The organism is Paracoccus saliphilus (genome assembly GCF_028553805.1).
GTDB lineage: Bacteria > Pseudomonadota > Alphaproteobacteria > Rhodobacterales > Rhodobacteraceae > Paracoccus > Paracoccus saliphilus.
Genome location: NZ_CP067140.1, coordinates 3135551 through 3157951, shown reverse-complemented (window position 1 = coordinate 3157951; position 22401 = coordinate 3135551). Strand labels below are relative to the sequence as shown.

The following is a 22401-nucleotide window of genomic DNA, read 5'->3' as shown; positions in this document are numbered from 1 at the left end:
ATGGGTTTGCCATTCGATCCCCACCCGCCGCCATCACGCAGCGTCGAGTTCGAGTGCCGTGACGCAAGCCTGCGCCAGGTCCCGGTTGGGTTCTTCCGAGCCCGGAACCGTTGCCCAACCGGTTTCCATCAACGCACTGCGTCTCTGGTAGGTCGAGGCCTCCTGGATCGTCGCGATCTTCGATGCCCGATCCGTGTCGCTGCGGGACATATCGACACAGACCGGGACCAGTGCCGCGATCACGTCGTCATGGGCCATGTCCATGGCCATCTTGTTGGCGCCGCCGCCGGTGACCCAACCGCCCCAGGTGAAGCCGACGATGGCGACAAAGACAGCACCGGTCAGGGCGCCGTAAATGCCGGGTTTCAGCCATTCGGGAGTATTCATTTCAAGTTCTCCTGCTGTATTCGCGCCGCGTCGCGATTATCGTTGTTACCGGCGAGCGCCCCATCGCGGTTGAGCGCCGTTTCCAGATCCGTCTTGCTGATCTGGCGCATCTCGGTGATGCCTGCCTTGCCTTTGCGTCCGTGAACCATCAGATGAGTGGCCGTTCGGCGATAGGCTTCGAAACTCAGCCCCTGCAGAAGTTCCTCTTCCACGATGACCTCGTATTCGCCTGCCGGAAGCTCGTCCGGGTAGCCGGACAAGGTGAATGGGTGAGAGAATGTGACCATCGACGTGGTCGACCGCATTATCATCCCGAGCCTCCATGAGCTTCCCGCCTGTTTGCGCCACCTGCCGCCGCAAGCTTGATGGCTGCGGCAGAATGCGGCTTGGCGATATGGATAACGCTACTCTCAACCCGGTCATCCCGTGCTGATCGGTGTTAGCTTCTCTCGAACTCTTTTGGGATCAGGTCCGTTCACGGAAATGCATATATCCGCCCGGATCTCAACTGATCTGCATCAAGGCGGAGCCGAATTCGAGATGGTAGGATCAAGGTGATCCGGAAAATTCTTCCCCAACGCCTTCGATCAGAAACTCGTCACAAGCGGCGGCATGGTGCAACAACCCGCCATCCGTCGAAAGCAGGAGAACATCATGTCCACGGCCAGTTATCTGAAGCCCGACGGAAGCGATTTCGATCGCTTTCTATATGCCACGGTCGGCGAGGATAGAAACGGACAGGATGTGACCGTTCTCTCGACACTCGCGAGACTTGGGCTCGATCCCTGGAAAGAGGCGTCAGAGCTTGCGATGCTGTCACGGGACGCTGCGCATGATCGCCTGAGCTCGGCGCTGTCCAAGGTTCGGGATATCCCCGCGCTGCTTCGTGAACATGCAGCGGTTGCAGGCGAATTGACCCGGCTGCTTCCCGAAGCTTCGTCTCTCCGTGCCTCGAGGATAACTGAAACCGGGGAAGCGCCATGGATGACGATCTCTGGCGGCAGGATTTTCGCGGTTGCCATGATCCTTCTGATTCTGGCGCAGATATTCTTCCTGGGCGGTTCCGAGACCGGAGAGTGATGCCGGCCCGGATGCGGCCCTGTCACTTCAGGATCGGTCCCGTCTGATCCAGATATGCGGGATCGAACTCTGCCAAGGTGACGAGACGGTCGTAATCGTGGATTGTCACCTGCCCATCGCGGAATGTGACCAGCCCATCTTCCCGCAACTGCCGCAGGACCCGGTTGACATGCACCGCGCTCAGTCCAAGCGCATCGGCAAGATGATACTGCGTCAACGGGCAAGCATATCCTTCCTTGCCTCCCATGCCCACAAGCGCCAACCGGGCCCCGAGTTCGAGCAGGAAATGCGCCATGCGTGCATTCGCGTCGCGCCGTCCGACACCGACGAGATGTTCGACGACCATCGCCTCGTCCCGTGAAGCGGCCCAAAGGATGGCTGCTGCCAGCCGTGGTGTCTGTGCAAAGGCGCCCAGAAGATCGTCCACCAGAACCTCGACGGCCTGAATGTCGGTGATCGGCTCGATGCTATGATCCGAGGTTTGAAGCAATACGCTGCGCAACCCCAGGAAATCCCCCGGAATCTGGAAGTCCACGATCTGGCGGGCGCCGTCGGACATGATCTTGTAAGAGCAGACCCAACCGGACTCGAGAATATAGGCGGCCTGATCCGATTGTCCCTGATGAACCATGTCACGTCCGGCGACAAAGGTCCTGCGACGCTGATGCAATTGCTTCAGGGCCGCGAATTCGTCGGGCGACAAGGCGACAAAGGCGGCCAGCTTACGGGCAAGGGGGCTATTTTCGGTTCTGTTCAAAAGGCCACTCCAGAAGCGATGATTGATTGCCGGGCGTTTCGGCGCAAGACTGCTTTCGATCAGTTCAGCCTACCGCAAATCCTGCGAGGATGGCGAGGTTCGTCGGGTCGTCTCTGGTCCTGACCATTCTTCCGCAGAAAGGACAGTCCGGCATGTCTGGCCCGACAGATTATTCAGGAGTTGCAGCCCTTTCCATCTGCGAAGCGCTTATGCTTGCCATGAATGACAACAGGCTGCTTCCAGAACACGAAATCATTGGGGTTCTAAGCGATGCCGCGTCAACCCACGAAAACGCGACCGGATCGGATGCTGAAATGGAAATGCACCGGGCCGTCGCCGACATGATCAATCAGATCATTGCGGGCGGGAACTCGGTTCGACGACCGTAAGGTGCCTCGGAAAACCACGAGGTTATGCGACTGGCCGCCTTGCTCATTGCCGCAGAAATGCCGTTTTCGGGGCTGTGCAAAACCAGTGCCGTTCGTCGGAACGGCTTGCATGTGATGAGCGGGTTTCCCGGCTGGAGGTTGCGAGCACAGGAGGAGAACCCGAAGGGCCCCAGGCCGCGGCGGGGCCCTTGGTCATTCCTATCCAGCCAGCAGCGCGGCATTACCGCCGGCTGCGGTGGTGTCCACGCAGAGATGCCGCTCATGCGCGACATGGGCCAGATCGGGCGAAGCGCAGATCAGTTGCACGATCTCGCCTTCGCGACCGGCCAGGGCACGGGCATATTCCCGGCCTTGCGCCTCGCCGCCCCACCACAGCGCCGCCGAGAAGCTAGAGAGTTGCCGTAACGCCTCGGGTGGCAGCTGGCCCTCAAGCCCGGCCGCCTGACCGCCAATGGCCTCAACCGCGGCGATCTGGGCATTCACCGCTTCATTGCCGGGTCCGAGACACAGGACCGGGGGGCGGGCATGCATGGACAGCCGGTTCAGCTCTCCTGTCGGTCCGGGCATGATCCGTTCACCGATCTTGCGGGATGCCAGGGCGGCCAGCCGGGCACGGATCTGGCCCTCATCGGCCTCTGTCTGCCAGTCATTGGCCGGAACCGTCGCAGCCCGGGGTGCAAGGAAGCGCGGCAGGTAGTTCGGACCGCCCGCCTTGGGGCCGGTGCCGGACAGACCCTCGCCACCGAAGGGCTGGCTGCCCACCACGGCTCCGATCTGGTTCCGGTTCACATAGACATTGCCGGTATGAACGGCATCGGAAACCTCTTGCACGCGGGAATCGATGCGGCTGTGCAGGCCGAAAGTCAGGCCGAAACCGCGCGCATTGATATCGCCAATCACCTTCCCGAGGTCGCGGTTTCGGTATGTGGCGACATGCAGGACCGGCCCGAAGATCTCGCGTTCCAGATCGGCGATGCCGTTCACCTTCAGCAGGGTCGGCGGCACGAAATATCCCTGTTCGGGTGCCTTGACCTGATGCAGGATACTGTTGCCGCGCGTCTCGATATAGGCCGCGATCCCGGCCTGTGCCTCGGCATCGATCACCGGGCCGACATCGGTGGACAGCTTCCACGGATCGCCCAGGCTCAGCTGGTCCATCGCGCCCTTGATCATCTCGATCAACAGGGGCGCGACGTCCTCCTGCACGTAAAGACAGCGCAGCGCCGAGCACCGCTGACCGGCGGACTGGAAGGACGAGGCGATGATGTCGCGCACCGCCTGTTCCGGGAGCGCGGTGGAATCGACGATCATCGCGTTCAGGCCGCCCGTTTCGGCGATCAGCGGTGTGCCGGGGGCAAGCTTGTCGGCCATGCCCCGCGCGATGATCCGCGCCGTGTCGGTCGATCCGGTAAAGACGACGCCCGCGATGCGCGGGTCCGAGGTTAGCGCCGCACCGACTGTCGAGCCCTTGCCCGGCAGGAATTGCAGCGCGCTGCGCGGCACGCCCGCCTCATGCAGCAGGCGGATGGCGAGGGCGGCGACCAGCGGGGTCTGCTCGGCCGGTTTGGCCAGCACGGCGTTCCCGGCCATCAATGCGGCCGCGATCTGGCCGGTGAAGATCGCCAGCGGGAAATTCCACGGGCTGATCGCGGTGATGATTCCGCGCGGTGTTCCGGCGGCGGCTTCGCCCTGCAATGCATAATAGCGCAGGAAATCCACCGCCTCGCGCAACTCTCCCACCGCATCCGGCAGGGATTTCCCGGCTTCCTGCCCGAGAATGGCGAAGATCTCGCCGAAATGCCGTTCGTAGAGATCGGCGGCGCGGCGCAAGACGGCGGCGCGCGTGGCGGGTGGGGCATCCCATATCCGCGCCTCATCGATGGCGCGGGTGGTGGTCGCCATATCGGCGCAGGTCACCTGCGCGATGGCCTCGCCTGTGACCGAGTTGACGACCGGACCGGCAGAACCGGTGGGTTCCGAGACGGTCAGCGGCGCGGCATCGGACAGTATCACATTGCGCGCGGCCTCGATGCGGGCCAGGGTGGGTTCGTCGGTCAGGTCGAAACCTGCCGAATTAGGCCTGTCCGCGCCGAACAGCGCATGCGGCGCGACGAGACCCGAAGGCGGTTTCGCCACGTGCAGTTCCTTGAAAGGATCGTGGGCGACCTCTTCTGGGCTGACGTCCTCATCGACGATCTGGTTGACGAAAGAGGAGTTCGCGCCGTTTTCCAGCAGGCGCCGGACCAGATAGGCCAGCAGGTCGCGATGCGCCCCGACCGGCGCATAGATGCGGCAGCGCCCCCCGGTTTCGCGCAGCACGATATCATGCAGCCGCTCTCCCATCCCGTGCAGGCGCTGAAACTCGTAATCGATCTCCCCGGCCATCTCGAGGATCGCCGCGACGGTCTGGGCGTTATGGGTGGCGAATTGCGGATAGATGCGGTCGGCATAGCCGATCAGCTTTCGCGCATTGGCGATATAGCTGACATCGGTCGCAGCCTTGCTGGTGAACAGCGGGAAATCCGCCAACCCCTCGACCTGCGCATGCTTGATCTCGGTATCCCAATAGGCGCCCTTGACCAGCCGCACCATGATCCTGCGGTCCAGCCTTTCGGCGGTGCGATAGAGCCAGTCGATGGTTTCTCCCGCGCGCTTGCCATAAGCCTGCACGACGACGCCGAAACCGTCCCATCCGGCAAGCGAGGGATCGGACAGAACCGCCTCGATCACCTTCAGCGAGATAACCAGCCGGTCCTGTTCCTCGGCGTCGATATTCATGCCCATGCCCGCGGCCCTGGCCTGTTGCGCCAGTTCGAGCACCACCGGGACCAACTCGCTCAGCACCCGCTCTTCCTGCGCCACCTCGTAACGCGGATGCAGCGCCGACAGCTTGATCGAGATGCCGGGATTGTCCTGCACCGAACCCCGGTTGCAGGCCCCCGCGATCGCGGCGATGGCATCGGAATAGGCGCGGGCATAGCGCGCTGCATCCGCCGCCGTCATCGCCGCCTCGCCCAGCATGTCGTAGCTGTAGCTATAGCCCTGCGCTTCGCGGGTTTCGGCGCGTGTCAGCGCCTTGCCGATGCTTTGCCCCAAAACGAATTGCCGCCCCATTTCCTTCATCGCGCGCCCCACGGCGGTGCGGATCACCGGCTCTCCAAGGCGCCTGACCGCCCCGCGCAGCGTCCCCGCCATGCCCGGCTGCTCGTCATCCAGGACCTTGCCGGTCAGCATCAATGCCCAGGTCGAGGCATTGACCAGGGGCGACGACGCCTCGCCCAGATGCTTGCCCCAGTCCGAGGGGGCGATCTTGTCCTCGATCAGCGCATCGATGGTCATCCGGTCGGGAACCCGCAGCATCGCCTCGGCCAGGCACATCAGCGCCACGCCCTCGCTGGTCGAAAGCCCGTATTCCGACAGGAAATGCTCCATCAATGTCGGCTTGGCCTCGGTTCGGATGCGGCGGACCAGATCGGCGGCCCGGCGGGTGATCCGTTCACGATCCGTCTCGCTCAACGCGGCTTGGGCGACCAGTTCCTGCAGCAGGGCATCCTGGGGGCGAAACTTGGCATCCGGCGAGAAGGCGATCGGATCGGTCACGGTCATGGCGGTCTCCTTGTCATTTTTCGCGTGATACCGGATAAGTCATGGTCGAAGTGACCGAATATGATGATATTGGTGGTCAGATAGACCTAATTTCGTGGGGTATTCAGGAGATGACGGATGAGTTGGACATTGCCAATCGCAAGATCCTGGCCGAGCTGGTCGCCAATGCCCGCATTCCGATCAGCGAATTGGCGCGAAAGGTCGGCCTGTCGAAGACCCCGGTGGCTGCCCGTATCAGGCAGATGGAGGAGATGGGGCTGATCACCGGCTATCGCGCGATCCTGTCGCCCCTGAAGCTGGGGCTGACCCATGTGACCTATATGGAGATCCGCCTGAGCGATACGCGGCAACGCGCGCTGGAACAGTTCAACGCCGCCATCCGCCTGATCCCCGAGGTCGAGGAATGCTACATGATCGCCGGAGGTTTCGATTACCTGGTGAAGCTTCGGTCACGCGACATGGCCGATTTTCGCCGCATCATGGGAGAGAAGATCTCGACCCTGCCGCATGTCAGCGGCACCTCCAGCTATGTGTCGATGGAGGCCGTGATCGAGCAGAACTGGCTCTCGCCAGAGGAATGAGCGGGGCGGCACGGGATCGTGCCGCCAGCCGGTCTTTGTTCGTGGCGTCAGAGAACCTTTACCAGCCGCAAGGCATCGTAGATGGCGGCATGGGTATTGCGCGCGGCCACGGCGTCGCCGATGCGGAATAGCTGGTAGCTGCCCTCGGGATTGCGCTGGACCTGCTGCGGCTGACCTGCGACCAGCGCCTCGTAATCCACCTCGCCCAGATTGACCGAGCCGGAGCGGAGGTCGAAATAGATGTCATCCAGCGGCCTTGTGCCGTGATTGACCACGACCTGATCAACCTGCCGTTCGCGCGTGACGCCGCCGTAATCGCTGCCGATCGTGGCAAGCAGTTGATTGCCCTCGCGCCGTACCGCGTTCAGTTTCCACAGCACGGTGAATGTCACGTCGCGCTGCTGCAACTCGCGCATCGACGGCGTCAGCGACATCGCCATCACCTCGGGCGCGAAGCTGCGGTCGCGGGTCATGATCTCGACCTTCGCGCCGGTGGCGGCGATCTTCTCGGCCGCCTGCAGCGCGGCATAGTCGCCTGCGTCGTCATAGATCAGCACGTTCTCGCCCGGCCGCGCATCGCCGGAGAGGATGTCCCACGCTGATACGACCAGTTCGTCGCCCGACGCCAGCACCTCGGTATGCGGCAACCCGCCCGTGGCCACGATCACCACATCCGGCTTGTCCGCCTGCACCGTTTCCTCGTCGGCGAAGCTGTTGAAATGGAAGGTGACGCCCAAGCGTTCGCATTCGTCATGGCGCCACTGGATGATCTGGATCATTTCCTGTCGCCGCGCGGTCTGGGACGTCAGCCGGATCTGCCCACCCGGATCATTCGCCGCCTCGTGCACGATGACCTCGTGCCCCCGCTCGGCGGCGACACGCGCGGCCTCCAGCCCCGCCGGACCGGCGCCGACGATGACCACGCGGCGCTTTTCACCGGCCTGCGGGATTTGGTGCGGTTGCTCAAGCTCTCGCCCCGTCGCCGGGTTGTGCAAGCATAGCGCCATGCCGCCCTGGTAGATCCGGTCGAGGCAGTAGTTCGCGCCGACACAGGGACGGATGCGGTCCTCTTCGCCGCGGATGATCTTGGCGACGATATGCGGATCGGCCATATGCGCGCGGGTCATGCCGACCATGTCCAGCTTGCCGCTTGCAATGGCATGGCGGGCGGTGGCCACGTCCTGGATCTTGGCGGCATGGAAGGTCGGGAATTCGGTCGTCGCCCGGATCTCTCCGGCGAAATCCAGATGCGGGGCAGAGCGCATGCCCTGCACCGGGATTACGTCGGTCAGGCCCGCATCGGTGTCGATATGCCCCTTGATGACATTCAGGAAATCGACCATGCCGCAATCTTTCAGGCGGCGCGAGATCTCCAGCCCGTCTTCCTTGGTGAGCCCGCCCGGCAATTCCTCGTCCCCCGTGTAGCGGACACCGACGATGAAATCCGGCCCGACCCGGTCGCGGATCGCCTTGAGCGTGTCGAAGGTAAAGCGCAGCCGGTTGTCGAGACTGCCGCCATAGGGCCCATCCAGCTCATTGGTCAGCGGTGACCAGAACTGGTCCATCAGGTGGCCATAGGCCTGCAACTCGATCCCGTCGAGCCCCGCCGCCTGCATCCGCTCTGCCGCGTCGGCGTAATCCTCGATGATTCGGGCGATGTCCCAATCCTCGGCCTTCTTGGGAAAGGCCTTGTGCGAGGCTTCGCGTTCATGTCCGGGAGAGACCACGGGCAGCCAGTCGGCCTTGTCCCACCGGGTGCGGCGGCCCAGATGGGTAAGCTGGATCATCACCGCGCAGTCATGTTCATGACATTCGTCGGTCAGTTGCTTCATCCAGCCGACCACTTCGTCCTTCCAGGCCAGGATATTGTTGAAAACCGGCGGGCTATCCCGCGCCACCGAGGCAGAACCGGCGGTCATGGTCAGCGCCACCCCGGCCCGCGCCCGCTCGGCATGATAGGCGCGGTAGCGTTCCTTGGGCATGCCATCCTCGGGATAGGCAGGCTCGTGGCTGGTGATCATCAGCCGGTTTTTCAGCGTCAGATGCTTCAGCTGATAGGGCTGGAGAAGCGGGTCTCTGGACATGGGAACCTCCCTGGCTTTGCCAAGAGGATTTCATGAAATGTTCATTTTTGTCAATAAAAAGTTCATTGGTGTATATTTTTTGTGAGACACGCATAGGCTGCATATCGATGTCTATGGCACGATGGGGTTGATGTTTGACAATGATACCGGGCAAATCGCGGATACCCGCGACGCCGTATTGCTCTTGCTTCAGCTATTCGGATGGTGGCCGGATTATGGCTTGCTTGCCGGTTCTTCCGCGTCGCTTTCTTGCGGCGAATATCCGTGTCGCGCATGAAATCGGGCCAGCTCGCTTGGCGTCGGCGCATGGTCCGAGAAGATCTCGACATATCGGGGGACGCGGGTCATGCGGGTCTGCAGGCTTTCCCGCACCTGCATCGAGATATAGCCGATCTGGGTCAGATAGACCGTGCGCGCCCTCGTATCGGCCTCGTCCGCCGGATAGCCGAAACGTTCGAACAGCGCACGGATCGCCGCGAGGCGGCGCTCATCCGCGGCATTGACGCGGGCCATCACCGGGTCGGATTGATGCGCCCAACCGCGTATGGCGAGATCAAGACGCGGCTCGAAAACTTTCTCATCCAGGAAGACGCCGATCAGGTTCAGGACCGCTTCGGCCGGCGTCTCTGCATAGGCCTCGCAGGCATCGGTGAAGGCACCGGTGTTCTTGGCCTCCCATTCTTCCAGAAGCGCGTCGAGAAGGGCGTTTCGATCCTTGAAGAACCAATAAAAGCTGGTGCGCGAGATGTTCAGGCTGATGGCGAGTGGCTGGATTTTCACCGCGTCGAGCCCGGTGTCGAGGAAAGCCCGTTTGGCGGCCTTCAGCCAAAGCTCGCGCGAGCCGCGCCAGCCTGACGTCTTTGCATCCTCGCCCTGGATATCCGTCACTCCCATGGTTCCGAGCATAGGTCTTGGGTCAGATAGCGGCAAGAGAAATAAACACATGTGAACTGTAGTTCGACATTGCTGCTTATTTCTCATCCGTCAGGGCTGCCCATGCGCCGGGACGGGGAGAAGGTGGATCAGTGTTTGAGGACCCGAGACAGGAAGCTTTGGGTTGCGGGGTGTTCAGGGGTGTCGAAGATCTTTTCCGGCGGCCCTTCTTCGGCGATCCGGCCTTTCTCGATGAAGATCACCCGGTCGGCGACCTCGCGGGCGAAACCCATCTCGTGGGTCACGATCATCATGGTCATGCCCTCTTTGGCCAGCTCGCGCATGGCGTCCAGCACCTCGCCGATCATCTCGGGGTCCAGCGCGGATGTCGGCTCGTCGAACAGCATCAGGCGCGGTTCCATCGCCAAGGCCCTGGCCAGCGCCACCCTTTGCTGCTGACCGCCGGAAAGCTGGCTGGGGTATTTGTCGGCCTGATCGCTGATACCCACTCTTGCCAATAGCCGCCGGGCGGTGGCGGTGGCGTCGTCCCGGCTCCAGCCGCGAACCCGCATCGGCGCCAGGGTCACGTTGTCGAGGACGCTCAGATGGGGGAAGAGGTTGAACTGCTGGAAGACCATGCCGACCTCGGTGCGGATCTTCTGCAATGCCTTTGTGGCCTTGCCGTTCGGCAGCAGGGTGTTGCCATCGACTTCCAGTTCGCCCTGCTGGAACTCTTCCAGCCCGTTGACGCAGCGGATCAGGGTCGATTTGCCCGAGCCGCTGGCGCCGATGACCACCACGACCTCGCCGGGAACGACCGTCAGGTCGATATCCTTGAGCACATGCAGCTCGCCGAAATGCTTGTTGAGCTTGCTCAGGCTGACGATGGGCGCGCTGTCCGGGGCCTGCTTTTCATGCGTCATGTCGGGATTTCCTTCTGTCTTCGCCCCGGTCATTGGCCCACCAGCCCCTTGCGTTCGAGCATGCGCAGCGCGATGGACAGCGACAGGGTGATCGCCAGGTAGAGCAGGGCGACCATCAGGTAGACTTCGAGCGCGGTAAAGGTGGTGGCGATATATATCTGTCCCTGGCGCACCAGCTCTCCGACCCCGATGACAGAGAACAGCGAGGTGTCCTTGATGCTGATGATGCCCTGATTGCCGAGCGAGGGGATCATGCGCCGGAACGCCTGCGGCCAGATGATGTCGCGGAATGTCTGAACCCGAGAGAGGCCGAGCGAAAGACCTGCTTCGCGCTGTCCGCGCTCGATGGATTGCACGCCGCCGCGGACGATCTCGGAGATATAGGCACCGGAATTGACGGCGATGGCGGCGATGCCGGCGACCAGCGCGTTGATCGGACCGCCGAGGAGCTGCGGCAGGCCATAGAAGATGAACAGCACCTGGACCAGGACCGGCGTGCCCCGGAATATCTCGATATAGACGATCGCGGGCCAGCGCAGCCACGCGACCGGGCTGATCCGCAACAGGCCGAAGAAGATGCCGATGAAGAACCCGATGGCCAGCCCGCCGAAAGAGATCAGGAGCGTGTAGGGAATCCCCGCCACGAGATGCGGAAGCGAGGCGAAGGCCGCCTGCCAGTCGAATTGGAAATTGACGTCCAAGATGGGCCTCCGTCAGAATACAATAAACGCTTTCCACGGGATGGAGGGCAGACAGCGCAGCAGGTTGAATGACACGGGGCCGGATCCAGCGATCCGGCCCCGCAGGATCAGGATGCGAAGATCACTCTTCGCTCGAGCTGCCGAACCACTTCGTGTGGATCTCGTCATAGGTGCCGTCCTCTTTCATGGACGCGAGAGCCTCGTTCACCGGTTCGACCCATTCGCTGTCCTTGACCAGCACGATGCCGTATTGCTGCCCCTCGTAAAGCGGGCCGACCGTCCTGGCGCGGCCCTCTCCCTGGGTCTGCGAGAAATAGCCGACATTGGGCGCGTCGTAGAAGACCGCATCGGCGCTTCCGCCAAGCAGGGCCATATACATGTCGCTGGAACCCGGATAGGGCGTGATCTCGGCGCTGTCGCCGAGGTTTTCCTGAAGATAGTCGTAGCTGGTCGAGCCGATCTTGGTGGCGACCGTCTTGCCCTCGAGATCCTCGACGGTCTCGATGCTGTCGTCATCGGCGCCAACCAGCAGGCGCAGGCCGCTGTCATAATAGGGGTCCGAGAAATCGACGATCTCGGCGCGCTCATCGGTGATGGTGATCCCGGCGATGGCGATATCGACATTGCCGGTCTGCACGGCGGGAATGATGCCGTTGAAATCCATGGTGCGAAGATTGACCTCGAACCCGGCACGCTCGGCGACCTCGTTGATGATGTCCATGTCGAACCCGACCATCTCGCCGGAATCCTGGTCCATCATCTCGAACGGCACGAAGCTTGGGTCGGTGACCACGTCGAGGGTCTCTTCCTGGGCATTGGCGATTCCGGCGAACCCCAGACCCATGCCGAAGCAGGAAAGCAGGAAAAGCGTCTTCAATGGGTGTTTCATAGGTAGTCCCCCTAGCCAGAATGTCCTTGTAACCTCGGCCACTATGTCGGGCTGCATGGAAGGCGTCAAGTTGACGGGGCAGGCGGGATCAGCCGTGGTGCAGGCAAGGCGGAGCCCGGTCCCGCCGGTCTCGTAGAAGGCGAATTCATCGGGCTGGATATATCGGGGCAGTCAGCAAGGCTGTAGCGGGCGCTGTCATGAAACTGTCACGAAACAGTCGCTTAACGGTCATGATTCGAGAATACCCACAGCCTCGCTAGTTTCCACACCCAACTCAGGGAGTACCCTATGAAATCCCTCGGCCTCACTGCAACGGCCCTGTCCGTCATCGCATTGTCCGCGACCGCTGCCGCGGCGCGTGACCAGATCCAGATCGCCGGTTCCTCGACCGTGCTTCCCTATGCCACGATTGTCGCCGAAGCCTTTGGCGAGAACACCGACTTCCCGACCCCGGTGGTGGAATCGGGCGGCTCGTCGGCTGGTCTCAAGAAATTCTGCGAAGGCGTGGGCGAGAACACCGTCGATATCGCCAATGCCAGCCGCGCCATCAAGGACAGCGAGATCGAGACCTGCGCCGCCAACGGCGTGACCGACATCATCGAGGTTCGCGTCGGTTATGACGGGATCGTCTTCGCCAATGCCACCAGCGGCCCGGATTTCGTCTATACCCCGGCTGACTGGTTCAATGCCCTGGCCGCCCAGGTCGTCAAGGACGGTGAGATCGTTGACAATGCCGCCGCCAACTGGAGCGAAGTGAACCCGGATCTGCCGGATCAGGAAATCCTGGCATTCGTTCCCGGCACCAAGCACGGCACCCGCGAAGTCTTCGAGGAAAAGGTCATGCTGGCCGGCTGCGAGGAATCGGGCGCGATGGAAGTCTTTGCCGCCGAAATGGGCGATGAGGACGAAGCCGAAACCGCCTGCATGAGCCTGCGCACCGACGGCAAGTCGGTCGATATCGACGGCGATTACACCGAGACACTGGCCCGCATCGAAAGCGATCCCAACGGCATCGGCGTGTTCGGTCTGTCCTTCTACGAGAACAACACCGACAAGCTAAAAGTGGGCACCATGTCGGGTGTCTCGCCTTCGACCGAGACCATCGCCTCGGGCGAATACCCGGTTTCCCGCCCGCTGTTCTTCTATGTCAAGAAACAGCATATCGGCGAGATCCCGGGTCTGAAGGAATATGCCGAGTTCTTCGTCGCCGACGAACTGGCCGGACCGGATGGCCCGCTGGCCGAATACGGCCTGGTCTCCGATCCCGAACTGGCCGCGACGCAGGAAGCCGTGGCCAACGAAACGACCATGTCACAGTAAACGGTATCCGGGCGGCGCGGAGCGTTCCGCGCCGCCCGGTCCCTTTCACCGACGCCATTACGCAAGGAAACGTCAAATGCCGCTGTCATGGGCACTGCTTGCCAGCCTGTTGTTGGCCATTGCCGGTTACCTGATCGGACGCAGCCGGGCCTATGCCACTGCCGGGTCCGATATTCGCAGTCTGCATAGCCGCCCGACCTATCACGGTGCCAGCGTGGCGCTGATGACGCTGACCCCGGCCATCATCGTGATGATCGCCGCGTCGATCCTGCGCATGGCAGAGGTTCTTTCCCCCGAGATCGTCAGCCTCGTGGGGCTGCTTGCACTGGCCGCCGCCATCGCCGGCCTTGGCTGGAGCATCACCCGCATCGGTGTCGAATACCAGGCCCGCAACACGGTCGAGCGGATCGTGATGGGGGTTTTGATCTTCTGTTCTTCCATCGCCATTCTGACCACCGCCGGGATCGTGCTGTCGCTGATCTTCGAGACGGGGAATTTCTTCCAGCAGTACAATTGGCTGGATTTCTTCTTCGGAACGGAATGGACCCCGCGCTTCCAGGGCAATTCCGAACTGGGCGTCCTGCCGCTGCTTTGGGGCACGCTCTATATCAGCCTGATCGCGCTGCTGGTCGCGGTGCCGATCGGGATGTTCGCTGCCATCTACATGTCGGAATATGCCAGCAAGCGCGTGCGCGGCATCGCCAAGCCCGCCATCGAGGTTCTGGCCGGCATCCCGACCATCGTCTACGGTCTGTTTGCCCTGATCACCGTGGGTCCCATGCTGCGCGATTATTTCGCCGAGCCGATGGGGCTGGGAAGCTCCGGTTCATCGGTGCTGACCGCCGGATTGGTGATGGGCATCATGCTGATCCCCTTTGTCAGCTCGCTATCCGATGACATCATCAACGCGGTGCCGCAAAGCATGCGGGACGGGGCGCTCGGCCTGGGCTCGACCCCGTCCGAGACCATCCGCCAGGTGGTCCTGCCCGCCGCCCTTCCGGGGGTCGTGGGGGCGGTGCTGCTGGCCGCCAGCCGTGCCATCGGCGAGACGATGATCGTAGTGCTGGGGGCCGGTGCCGCAGCGAGGCTGGGGCTCAATCCCTTCGAGGCGATGACCACGATCACCGTCAAGATCGTCAGCCAGTTGACCGGCGACAACGATTTCGCCGCGCCCGAGACGCTGGTGGCCTTTGCCCTTGGCCTGACGCTGTTCGTCATCACCCTGGGCCTGAACATTGTCGCGCTCTATATCGTGCGCAAATATCGCGAGCAGTACGAATGACCGATTTACCGATGCCGCAAACCGGCGATGTGCCCGCACCGAAATCCTCGCTGATGATCGCGGATGCCCGTACCCGCCGCCGCAATGCCGCCGAGAAGCGCTTTCGCCTTTATGGCGCCAGTGCCATCGGGATCGCGATGATCGCGCTGATCGTGCTGCTGACCTCGATTATCGGGGGCGGAGCGGGGGCGTTCCGGCAGACCTACCTGTCGATCCCGGTCGCGCTGGATGCCGAGACGCTGGACCCCAAGGGTAACCGCAACCCGGATGAGATGTCCAAGGTGCTGACCCTGTCCTATGGCAAGGTGCTGGATCGTGCGGTGGGGACCGCTGTCTCCTCCTCGGGGATCGAGATCGACGAACTGGCGGACAAGGACATCAGCGGCCTGGTGTCGAAAGAGGCCTCGGCGCAGCTGCGCGACCGCGTTCTGGCGGATCCCGAACTGGTCGGGCAGTCGGTTGACGTGAACGTGCTGGTGAATGGCCGGATCGACGGTTATTTCAAGGGCCGCGTGACGATGGAAAGCGCGGCCGCCGATGGCAATACCTCGCCGCAGCAACTGATGCTGGCCGATGCGCTGCAAGAGCAGGGAAAGCTGGTCACACGCTTCAACTGGAACTTCATCACCAACCCCGACGCCTCGGATCAGCGGCCCGAGGCGGCAGGCGTTGGCGTGGCGATCCTCGGCTCGTTCTACATGATGCTGGTGGTGCTGTGTCTTGCCGTGCCGATCGGGGTGGCGGCCTCGATCTATCTCGAGGAATTCGCGCCGAAGAATCGCTGGACCGATGTGATCGAGGTGAATATCTCGAATCTCGCCGCCGTTCCGTCTATCGTCTTCGGTATCCTCGGTCTTGCCGCCTTCATCAATTTCGCCGGCTTGCCGCAATCGGCGCCTATTGTTGGCGGGCTGGTCCTGACGCTGATGACGCTGCCGACGATCATCATCTCGACCCGTGCCGCGCTGAAGGCGGTGCCGCCATCCATCCGCGACGCGGCGCTTGGCGTCGGTGCCTCCAAGATGCAGTCGGTGTTCCACCATGTCCTGCCGCTGGCCATGCCCGGCATCCTGACCGGCACGATCATCGGGCTGGCGCAGGCCCTGGGCGAGACCGCGCCGCTGCTGCTGATCGGCATGGTGGCCTTTGTCCGCGAGTTTCCCGACGCCCCGCCCGAAGGTCTGTTCGACCCGGCCTCGGCCCTTCCGGTGCAGGTCTATAACTGGACGCAGCGCGCCGACCCCGCCTTTATCGAGCGGGCCTCGGGAGCGATCATCGTGCTGCTGATCTTCCTTTTCTGCATGAACTTGCTGGCCATTTTCCTGCGCCGCCGGTTCGAGCGCCGTTGGTAATATCGGCGAGAGGAGCCTAGAATAATGTACGACATCAACCGAGCGGAGAGTGCCGTGACACAGCAGGATATCAAGATCTCGGCCAAGAATGTGCAGGTCTATTACGGCGACACCCATGCCATCAAGGATGTGGATGTCGAGATCCTCGACAAGACCGTGACAGCCTTCATCGGCCCGTCGGGCTGCGGAAAATCGACATTCCTGCGCTGCATCAACCGGATGAACGACACCATCCCGATCGCCCGTATCGAGGGCCAGATCCGGCTCGACGGCGAAGATATCTATGATCGCCGCGTCGATCCGGTGCAGTTGCGCGCCAAGGTCGGCATGGTGTTTCAGAAGCCGAACCCCTTTCCCAAGTCGATCTATGACAACGTGGCCTACGGTCCGCGTATCCACGGCCTGGCCCGCAACAAGGCCGAGCTGGACGAGATCGTCGAGAAATCTCTGCGCGGCTCGGCGCTGTGGAACGAGGTCAAGGACCGCTTGCAGGAACCCGGCACCGGCTTGTCGGGCGGCCAGCAACAGCGCCTCTGCATTGCCCGCGCCGTGGCGACCGCGCCCGAGGTGCTGCTGATGGACGAGCCCTGCTCGGCGCTCGACCCCATTGCTACCGGACAGGTCGAAGAGCTGATCGACAAGCTGCGCGAGGAATTCTCGGTCGTCATCGTGACGCATTCGATGCAGCAGGCCGCCCGCGTCAGCCAGAAGACCGCCTTTTTCCACCTGGGCAACCTGGTGGAATATGGTGAGACCGACGATATCTTTACGAAACCACAGGATTCACGCACCGAGGCTTATATCTCGGGCCGCATTGGCTGATGCCCGGAGGAGGCAGGAATGATTAACCGCGACAAGCATATATCCTCCGCGTTCGACCGCGACCTGGAGACGATCCAGGCGCAGGTCGTCAAGATGGGCGGCATGGTCGAAGTCGCCATCTCGGACGCCGCGACGGCACTGGATGCCCGGGACGAGGAGCTGGCCGAAGAGGTCCGCCGCCGGGACAAGGCAATCGATACGCTGGAATTGCAGATCAACGAGGATGCGGCGCGGCTGATCGCCCTGCGCGCACCCACGGCCACCGATCTGCGCATGGTTCTGGCGGTGATGAAGATCGCCGCCTCGCTGGAGCGTGTGGGCGATTACGCCAAGAACATGGCGAAGCGGACCGATGTGCTGACGCAGATGCCGGTGATCGACGGCTCGGGCATGGCGATACGCCGCATGTCGCAGGCAGTCAGCAAGATGCTGCAGGATGCGCTGGACAGCTATATCCGCCGCGATGGCGAACTGGCCGAGGATGTCCGCCAGCGCGACCTGGAAGTGGACCAGATGTATAACGCTTTGTTCCGCGAATTTCTGACCCATATGATGGAGGACCCGCGCAACATCACCGCCTGCATGCATCTGCATTTCATCGCCAAGAATGTTGAACGGATGGGCGACCACGCGACTTCGATTGCCGAGCAGGTGATCTATCTGGTGACCGGAGAATTGCCGGATGACAGCCGGCCCAAGGCCAGCAGCGTGTCGAGCGATGCGGGAATCGCGAGCAATGAGGGATAAGAGATGACGATACAGGCCCCTTGCGTATTGGTTGTCGAAGACGAGAACGCGCAGCGTGAGGTCCTGCAATACAATCTCGAGGCCGAGGGCTTCGAGGTCGTGGTCGCCGATAATGGCGAGGACGCCTTGCTGCTGGTGCAGGAGGAGCAGCCCGACCTTCTGGTGCTGGACTGGATGCTGCCCAAGGTCTCGGGGATCGAGGTCTGCCGTCAGGTCAAGGCCGATCCGGCGACCCGCGGGATTCCGATCATCATGCTCTCGGCACGCAGCGAAGAGACGGACCGGGTGCGTGGTCTGGAAACCGGCGCCGATGATTATGTCGTCAAGCCTTACTCCGTGGTCGAGCTGATGGCCCGCCTTCGGACCCAGTTGCGCCGCACCCGCCCCTCGACCATGGGCGAGAGGCTGAGTTTCGGCGATATCATCCTGGATGCGGCCGAGCACAGGGTCTTTCGCGCAGGACAGCCCCTGCATCTGGGCCCGACCGAGTTCCGGCTGCTATCCACGCTGATGGAAAAACCGGGCCGGGTCTGGACCCGCGAGCAGTTGCTGGACCGGGTCTGGGGCCGCGATATCTATGTCGATACCCGCACCATCGACGTGCATGTCGGGCGGCTGCGCAAGGCGCTGATGACCAATGGCGGCGACAATCCGGTGCGCACCGTGCGCGGCACCGGTTACGCGCTTGGCTGACAGCCTGCACGCTTGAACGGCAGCCCCGGCAGGCTGCGGCAGAGGTCCGATCGGAATCTCTGGATCGTGGCTTGGACGGCATGTCCTGCCTTCGGGATGTTTCCGCTACGGCGTGCCGCGTTTCGTTATTGGCACGGGACGCTACATGCCGTGCAAGTCCTTTACACTGCGAGCCTGTTGCCGTGATATGGCGTGGCGGAGTGAACGGGAGGGTCGCATGACGAAAGGCAGGATCATCGGGAATAACCGGCCCACCAAGGATTTTGCCGTTGCCGAGGATGAATCCGAAAAGCCGCACCTGCTCTATTACCAGATGGCGGGAAAGAAACGCCGGGCACATGGCAGCTGGTATCGCGGGGCAACGACGAACTACCACCCGATGCGCGAAAGCCTGGACGAGCCGGGTGCGGTGGAGAAATATGTCGGGCATGGCTGGTTTCCGGAGAAGCCTTTCATCACGCGCGATCATTACATCACGGCCTTCGGAAGCTGTTTCGCGGCGGAGGTCACGAAATTCCTGTTGCGCAAGGGCTATAATGTCTTTGGCGACGATATCGGTCTCAACGCCCATATCATTCGCTCGGGCGAGGGGATCGTGAACAGCGCGGCGCTGCGCCAGCAATTCGATTGGGCGATCGGCGGTCATTCTCCCGAGGAATCGGTCTGGCAGAACCCGGACGGCACCGATGCCGAAATGTCGCCGGACATCCGCGAGACGACCCGTGACATCTTTCGCAAGACGGAGGTGTTCATCTTTACCCTCGGGCTTTCGGAAGTCTGGTATGACAAGATTACCGGGGACGTGTTCTGGCGAGCCATCCCCAATCAACGGTTCGATCCAGAACGGCACGGTTTCCGCGTTATGGGTGTCGAGGAGAACCGCCGGAACCTGACGAATGTCTATCGCACAATCCGGGAGTTTCGTCCGGATGCCGAGATCATCTTTACATTGTCACCCGTGCCGCTGGCCGCCACGTTCCGCCCGGTGTCCTGCATCACGGCCAATTCGGTTTCCAAGGCGTCCTTGCGGATGGCAATCGACGAGGTAATGCGCGAGTTCGGCGAAGACCCGCATCTGCACTATTTTCCCTCCTACGAGATCATCACCGCGTTTCTGCCCGATGCCATGGGCGTCGATCTTCGGCATCCTCGCCCCGAGGCGGTGAATTTCGTGATGCGGACATTCAAACGGAATTTTCTGTGCGGTTGACCGGAAACCCATCTATCCTCTGATGTGGCTCGGTGCTTCATGGTCAAGGAACTGACGCCTTGGAATGGGGCGTCAGTCCTTGAGTAGCTGCTACCTGTGCCTCAGTTACTGGTTGGAACTCCGTCCGCCCAGGCCTCCCAATTCGAGATGATCTCCTGCGCGAATGCGTTTCCGACGCGGAAGGCGTTTTCCGTGGCCGGACCGAATCCCCCGGAATCGGCACCGAGCGATTCCGCGGCCGTCTGCCCCTCGGCCTGCCGGTCGAAATTCGAGGCGGTCCTGAGGATGGCGATGCGATCGAAATCGATTTTCCCGGCCCCTGCCGCCCGTTCCAAGGCGGCAAGTGTCGCGTTGTCCTCCATTTGAGAGGTGCAGTAGACGCCATTTCCTTCGGTCAGCCGCGCGACGCGGGCTTCCATCTCTTGCGCGATGATGGCGCCATGCCAGTAAGTGTCGGCCGACAACGTGTCACAGGCACTGACGAAAGGTGCCTTTTGCGCCGCTTCGGCGGAATATGCCGCCCGGTATTCTGCAGCTTTCTCGCTATCGGCAAGTTCCGTGTCCTTGGTTATCTCCAGCGCGCGTTGGGTCAGCTCCGGGTTCAGTTCGTAGAGCTCGGTTCCGGCGGTCCAGCCGCCTTCGCCCCCCGGCTCGGAGGTGCCCAGGGCGAGAGACCCGCTCTCCCAGGTTTCGGGAATTTCGCGGGGGTCGATCAGGTGACGCAGACCGGCATCGACGACATATCGTGCCCAATGGGCGGAACCCAGGGTGCCCTCTTCGGGGTCCACCCCGGCGATTCCCGCAACGAGGACATAGCTGTCACGGAGATCCACCTTGTCGCTCAGCGCAACGGCGGCAACCGAACTGGCGGCGTTGGCAAAGCCCATCGTCGTCGTCATGACGCAAAGATTGCCGTTGCATGACAGGGCCGGTGCGGATTCGGGAAGGCCGGGGATAGCGATTTCCTCGGACAGATCCAGATTGTCGAGCCAGGGCTGCGTCTCACCATCGAACATGGTAATCACAAGGACCTTCGGGTCCGGCATTTCCTGAGACAGGGCGGCCATCGGCAGCAGGGCGGTCGTTGCAATCAGGGCAGCAGATTTCATCGGCATTGGAATTTCCCGGTTTTTGAAGGTGACGGAGCGCGTGTCACGGCGGTATCGGATATTGCCTAGCCGAGTCTGGCTGTGAGGTGCAATCTTGGATTGCACGGAAAAGCGGCCGTTACCTCTGTCAGGAAGTGGCCATTTTTCGAGCGATATCCGCGCCAACTTCGGCCACGCGCCGGGCACGGGCGCCGTCGGTCGCCGGATCTGCGCTTGCGCTGCTGACGTTGCCGCGGGCGGCACGGGCCGCGACGCCCTGCACGATGGCCGCATAGCGGAAACAGGCGAAGGCCAGGAAGACCGGCCAATCCCGGACGCCATCCAGCCCGGCCTTGTCGCAATACCGCGCGAGCACGTCCTCTTCGGGCGGCAGGCCTGCCCCCAGAAGATCGTAAGAGCCGGGCAAATCTGTCGGCAGGCGATATTGAAGGCAGAGATAGGCGAGATCGGCGATGGGATGGCCGATGGTCGACAATTCCCAATCCAGGACCGAGATGACCCGCGGCTCGTCAGGGTGAACGATGACGTTGCCGAGGCGGAAATCACCATGCGCAATCGCGCTGTAATCGGCCACTCCGGCATGTTCGATCAGCCAGTCGCGCAGCCAGTCCATCTGCGAATAGTCGAAATCGGCGGGAAGATCGGATTTCGCGGCTTCATATTGCGCGGACCAGCGAAGGGTCTGGCGCGTGAGATATCCTTCGGGCCGCCCGAAACCTTCCAGCCCCGCGGCAAGCCAGTCGATCCGATGCAACTCGGCCAGCGTATCCACCAGCGAGAACATCATCGCGGGGCGTTGATCGCGCGGGATCGGTGTCATGGCCGGATCGGGAATGATCCGCCCGTCCACGAAACGCATCACGAAGAACTCGGCACCGATGATCTCGGGGTCGTCGCAATAGGCCACCATCTCGGGAACCGGAACGGATGTGGGGCCAAGCGCGTGCATCACCCTGTATTCGCGATCCACGGCATGCGCCTTTGGCAACAGCTTGCCGGGCGGCTTCTTGCGCAACACGAACCGCGCCCCGGACCGGCAGGTCAGCATGAATGTCGGATTGGACATGCCGCCCTGAAATTGCCGGACCTCGATCCCGTCGCTTGCCTCGGGCAATCTTGCCGCCAGCCAGTCGCGCAGGGCGGTGCTGTCGAACTTGTGGCGCGAGAGCGGTTCGATCAATACCGGGGTGGATGCGTGTTCGTGGGGCATTGGAACCTGCCTGCGTCAATTGTTCCTGACATTTGTCAGAAATTTATAATTGTGGCGGAGGGCGGGGTCAATCGGCCGACGACAGAATTTGCATGATACGCAAAAATGCAGCTTCGGGGCTTGACCGGTTTCGCGGTCGGAAGCTATTACTGACAACTGTCAGTTTTCCGGTCTTGTCACAGGAGAAGGTCGGAAGCGACGGGAATTCATCCGGGCGGCTTCACCATGACCCTTCCGATCAGTCGAGTGAATGAACAATGGCGGGTGCCGGGTTCCGGCCGCCGAACACTGATCCGCGGGGCCGTGAAGCTTATGGCGAAGGCTGCAGTGTCGGCGCGAATCCAGCCGGGTAAGCCGGATATGCAGGACAAGGCAGCGAATTGAGA

General features: G+C 62.1%; 22 protein-coding genes. 11 read left to right on the top strand and 11 right to left on the bottom strand.

Features of this window, described 5'->3' with window-relative positions; all coding sequences use genetic code 11:
• Positions 1-33 precede the first annotated feature (33 nt).
• Both JHX88_RS15195 and JHX88_RS15190 read right to left on the bottom strand, forming a co-directional pair.
• The gene (locus JHX88_RS15195) at positions 34-387 is read right to left on the bottom strand and encodes a hypothetical protein (protein WP_076526579.1); all 354 of its coding nucleotides are present in this window, start codon (positions 385-387) and stop codon (positions 34-36) included.
• Positions 384-698 carry a hypothetical protein gene (locus tag JHX88_RS15190; protein WP_076526577.1) on the bottom strand — a complete coding sequence of 105 codons (315 nt, stop codon included), beginning with the start codon at positions 696-698 and terminating at the stop codon, positions 384-386. Before JHX88_RS15190 ends, JHX88_RS15195 begins: the two co-directional genes overlap by 4 nt.
• Positions 699-1041: 343 nt before the next feature.
• Between JHX88_RS15190 and JHX88_RS15185 the strand changes: the two genes are divergently transcribed.
• Complete coding sequence (locus tag JHX88_RS15185) at positions 1042-1467, top strand: hypothetical protein (protein ID WP_076526575.1); 426 nt, start codon at positions 1042-1044, stop codon at positions 1465-1467.
• A gap of 22 nt (positions 1468-1489) precedes the next feature.
• On the opposite strand, the gene JHX88_RS15180 is transcribed toward JHX88_RS15185, so the two are convergent.
• Positions 1490-2224: a Crp/Fnr family transcriptional regulator gene (locus JHX88_RS15180; RefSeq protein ID WP_076526573.1), complete on the bottom strand. Its 735-nt coding sequence runs from the start codon at positions 2222-2224 to the stop codon at positions 1490-1492.
• A 152-nt stretch (positions 2225-2376) separates the two neighbouring features.
• Here JHX88_RS15180 and JHX88_RS15175 point away from each other — a divergent pair, with 152 nt between their 5' ends.
• A complete protein-coding gene (locus JHX88_RS15175; RefSeq protein WP_076526626.1) occupies positions 2377-2613 on the top strand; it encodes a hypothetical protein in 237 nt (78 codons plus the stop codon).
• Between the two features lie 198 nt (positions 2614-2811).
• Here JHX88_RS15175 and putA read toward each other — a convergent pair whose 3' ends face one another.
• Positions 2812-6219, bottom strand: a complete 3408-nt coding sequence (gene putA, locus JHX88_RS15170; RefSeq protein ID WP_076526571.1) for a bifunctional proline dehydrogenase/L-glutamate gamma-semialdehyde dehydrogenase PutA — start codon at positions 6217-6219, stop codon at positions 2812-2814.
• 110 nt (positions 6220-6329) lie between these two features.
• On the opposite strand from putA, the gene JHX88_RS15165 reads away from it, so the two are divergent.
• Positions 6330-6800, top strand: a complete 471-nt coding sequence (locus JHX88_RS15165) for an Lrp/AsnC family transcriptional regulator (RefSeq protein WP_076526625.1) — start codon at positions 6330-6332, stop codon at positions 6798-6800.
• Between the two features lie 47 nt (positions 6801-6847).
• Here the strand turns inward: JHX88_RS15165 and JHX88_RS15160 are convergent, their stop codons facing one another.
• The 5 genes from JHX88_RS15160 to JHX88_RS15140 all read right to left on the bottom strand — a co-directional run bounded on the left by JHX88_RS15160 (position 6848) and on the right by JHX88_RS15140 (position 12270).
• Positions 6848-8884 carry an NADH:flavin oxidoreductase gene (locus tag JHX88_RS15160; RefSeq protein WP_076526570.1) on the bottom strand — a complete coding sequence of 679 codons (2037 nt, stop codon included), beginning with the start codon at positions 8882-8884 and terminating at the stop codon, positions 6848-6850.
• Between the two features lie 213 nt (positions 8885-9097).
• Positions 9098-9772, bottom strand: coding sequence for a TetR/AcrR family transcriptional regulator (locus tag JHX88_RS15155; protein ID WP_272848050.1), 675 nt, complete (start codon positions 9770-9772; stop codon positions 9098-9100).
• Positions 9773-9906: 134 nt separating this feature from the next.
• Positions 9907-10680 carry an amino acid ABC transporter ATP-binding protein gene (locus tag JHX88_RS15150; protein WP_076526568.1) on the bottom strand — a complete coding sequence of 258 codons (774 nt, stop codon included), beginning with the start codon at positions 10678-10680 and terminating at the stop codon, positions 9907-9909.
• Between the two features lie 29 nt (positions 10681-10709).
• Positions 10710-11381, bottom strand: coding sequence for an amino acid ABC transporter permease (locus JHX88_RS15145; protein WP_076526566.1), 672 nt, complete (start codon positions 11379-11381; stop codon positions 10710-10712).
• Between the two features lie 121 nt (positions 11382-11502).
• Complete coding sequence (locus tag JHX88_RS15140; protein ID WP_076526564.1) at positions 11503-12270, bottom strand: transporter substrate-binding domain-containing protein; 768 nt, start codon at positions 12268-12270, stop codon at positions 11503-11505.
• 288 nt (positions 12271-12558) lie between these two features.
• Here JHX88_RS15140 and JHX88_RS15135 point away from each other — a divergent pair, with 288 nt between their 5' ends.
• The 7 genes from JHX88_RS15135 to JHX88_RS15105 all read left to right on the top strand — a co-directional run bounded on the left by JHX88_RS15135 (position 12559) and on the right by JHX88_RS15105 (position 19696).
• Entirely contained in the window at positions 12559-13590 is a 1032-nt protein-coding gene (locus JHX88_RS15135) for a substrate-binding domain-containing protein (RefSeq protein WP_076526562.1), read from the top strand.
• 76 nt (positions 13591-13666) lie between these two features.
• The gene (gene pstC, locus JHX88_RS15130) at positions 13667-14872 is read left to right on the top strand and encodes a phosphate ABC transporter permease subunit PstC (RefSeq protein WP_076526560.1); all 1206 of its coding nucleotides are present in this window, start codon (positions 13667-13669) and stop codon (positions 14870-14872) included.
• Positions 14869-16224: a phosphate ABC transporter permease PstA gene (pstA, locus tag JHX88_RS15125; protein WP_076526558.1), complete on the top strand. Its 1356-nt coding sequence runs from the start codon at positions 14869-14871 to the stop codon at positions 16222-16224. Before pstC ends, pstA begins: the two co-directional genes overlap by 4 nt.
• A 24-nt stretch (positions 16225-16248) precedes the next feature.
• Complete coding sequence (pstB, locus tag JHX88_RS15120; RefSeq protein WP_076526556.1) at positions 16249-17046, top strand: phosphate ABC transporter ATP-binding protein PstB; 798 nt, start codon at positions 16249-16251, stop codon at positions 17044-17046.
• 18 nt (positions 17047-17064) lie between these two features.
• Positions 17065-17793 carry a phosphate signaling complex protein PhoU gene (gene phoU / locus JHX88_RS15115; protein WP_076526554.1) on the top strand — a complete coding sequence of 243 codons (729 nt, stop codon included), beginning with the start codon at positions 17065-17067 and terminating at the stop codon, positions 17791-17793.
• Between the two features lie 3 nt (positions 17794-17796).
• Entirely contained in the window at positions 17797-18486 is a 690-nt protein-coding gene (gene phoB, locus JHX88_RS15110) for a phosphate regulon transcriptional regulator PhoB (protein WP_076526552.1), read from the top strand.
• A 217-nt stretch (positions 18487-18703) separates the two neighbouring features.
• Positions 18704-19696 (top strand): GSCFA domain-containing protein, encoded by a 993-nt coding sequence (locus tag JHX88_RS15105; RefSeq protein WP_076526550.1) that lies wholly within the window; start codon positions 18704-18706, stop codon positions 19694-19696.
• Between the two features lie 101 nt (positions 19697-19797).
• On the opposite strand, the gene JHX88_RS15100 is transcribed toward JHX88_RS15105, so the two are convergent.
• Positions 19798-20811, bottom strand: coding sequence for a purine-nucleoside phosphorylase (locus JHX88_RS15100; RefSeq protein ID WP_076526548.1), 1014 nt, complete (start codon positions 20809-20811; stop codon positions 19798-19800).
• Between the two features lie 121 nt (positions 20812-20932).
• Positions 20933-22015 carry a phosphotransferase family protein gene (locus JHX88_RS15095; protein WP_076526546.1) on the bottom strand — a complete coding sequence of 361 codons (1083 nt, stop codon included), beginning with the start codon at positions 22013-22015 and terminating at the stop codon, positions 20933-20935.
• A 225-nt stretch (positions 22016-22240) separates the two neighbouring features.
• Here JHX88_RS15095 and JHX88_RS15090 point away from each other — a divergent pair, with 225 nt between their 5' ends.
• Positions 22241-22399 carry a hypothetical protein gene (locus tag JHX88_RS15090; protein ID WP_176011450.1) on the top strand — a complete coding sequence of 53 codons (159 nt, stop codon included), beginning with the start codon at positions 22241-22243 and terminating at the stop codon, positions 22397-22399.
• Positions 22400-22401 lie beyond the last annotated feature (2 nt).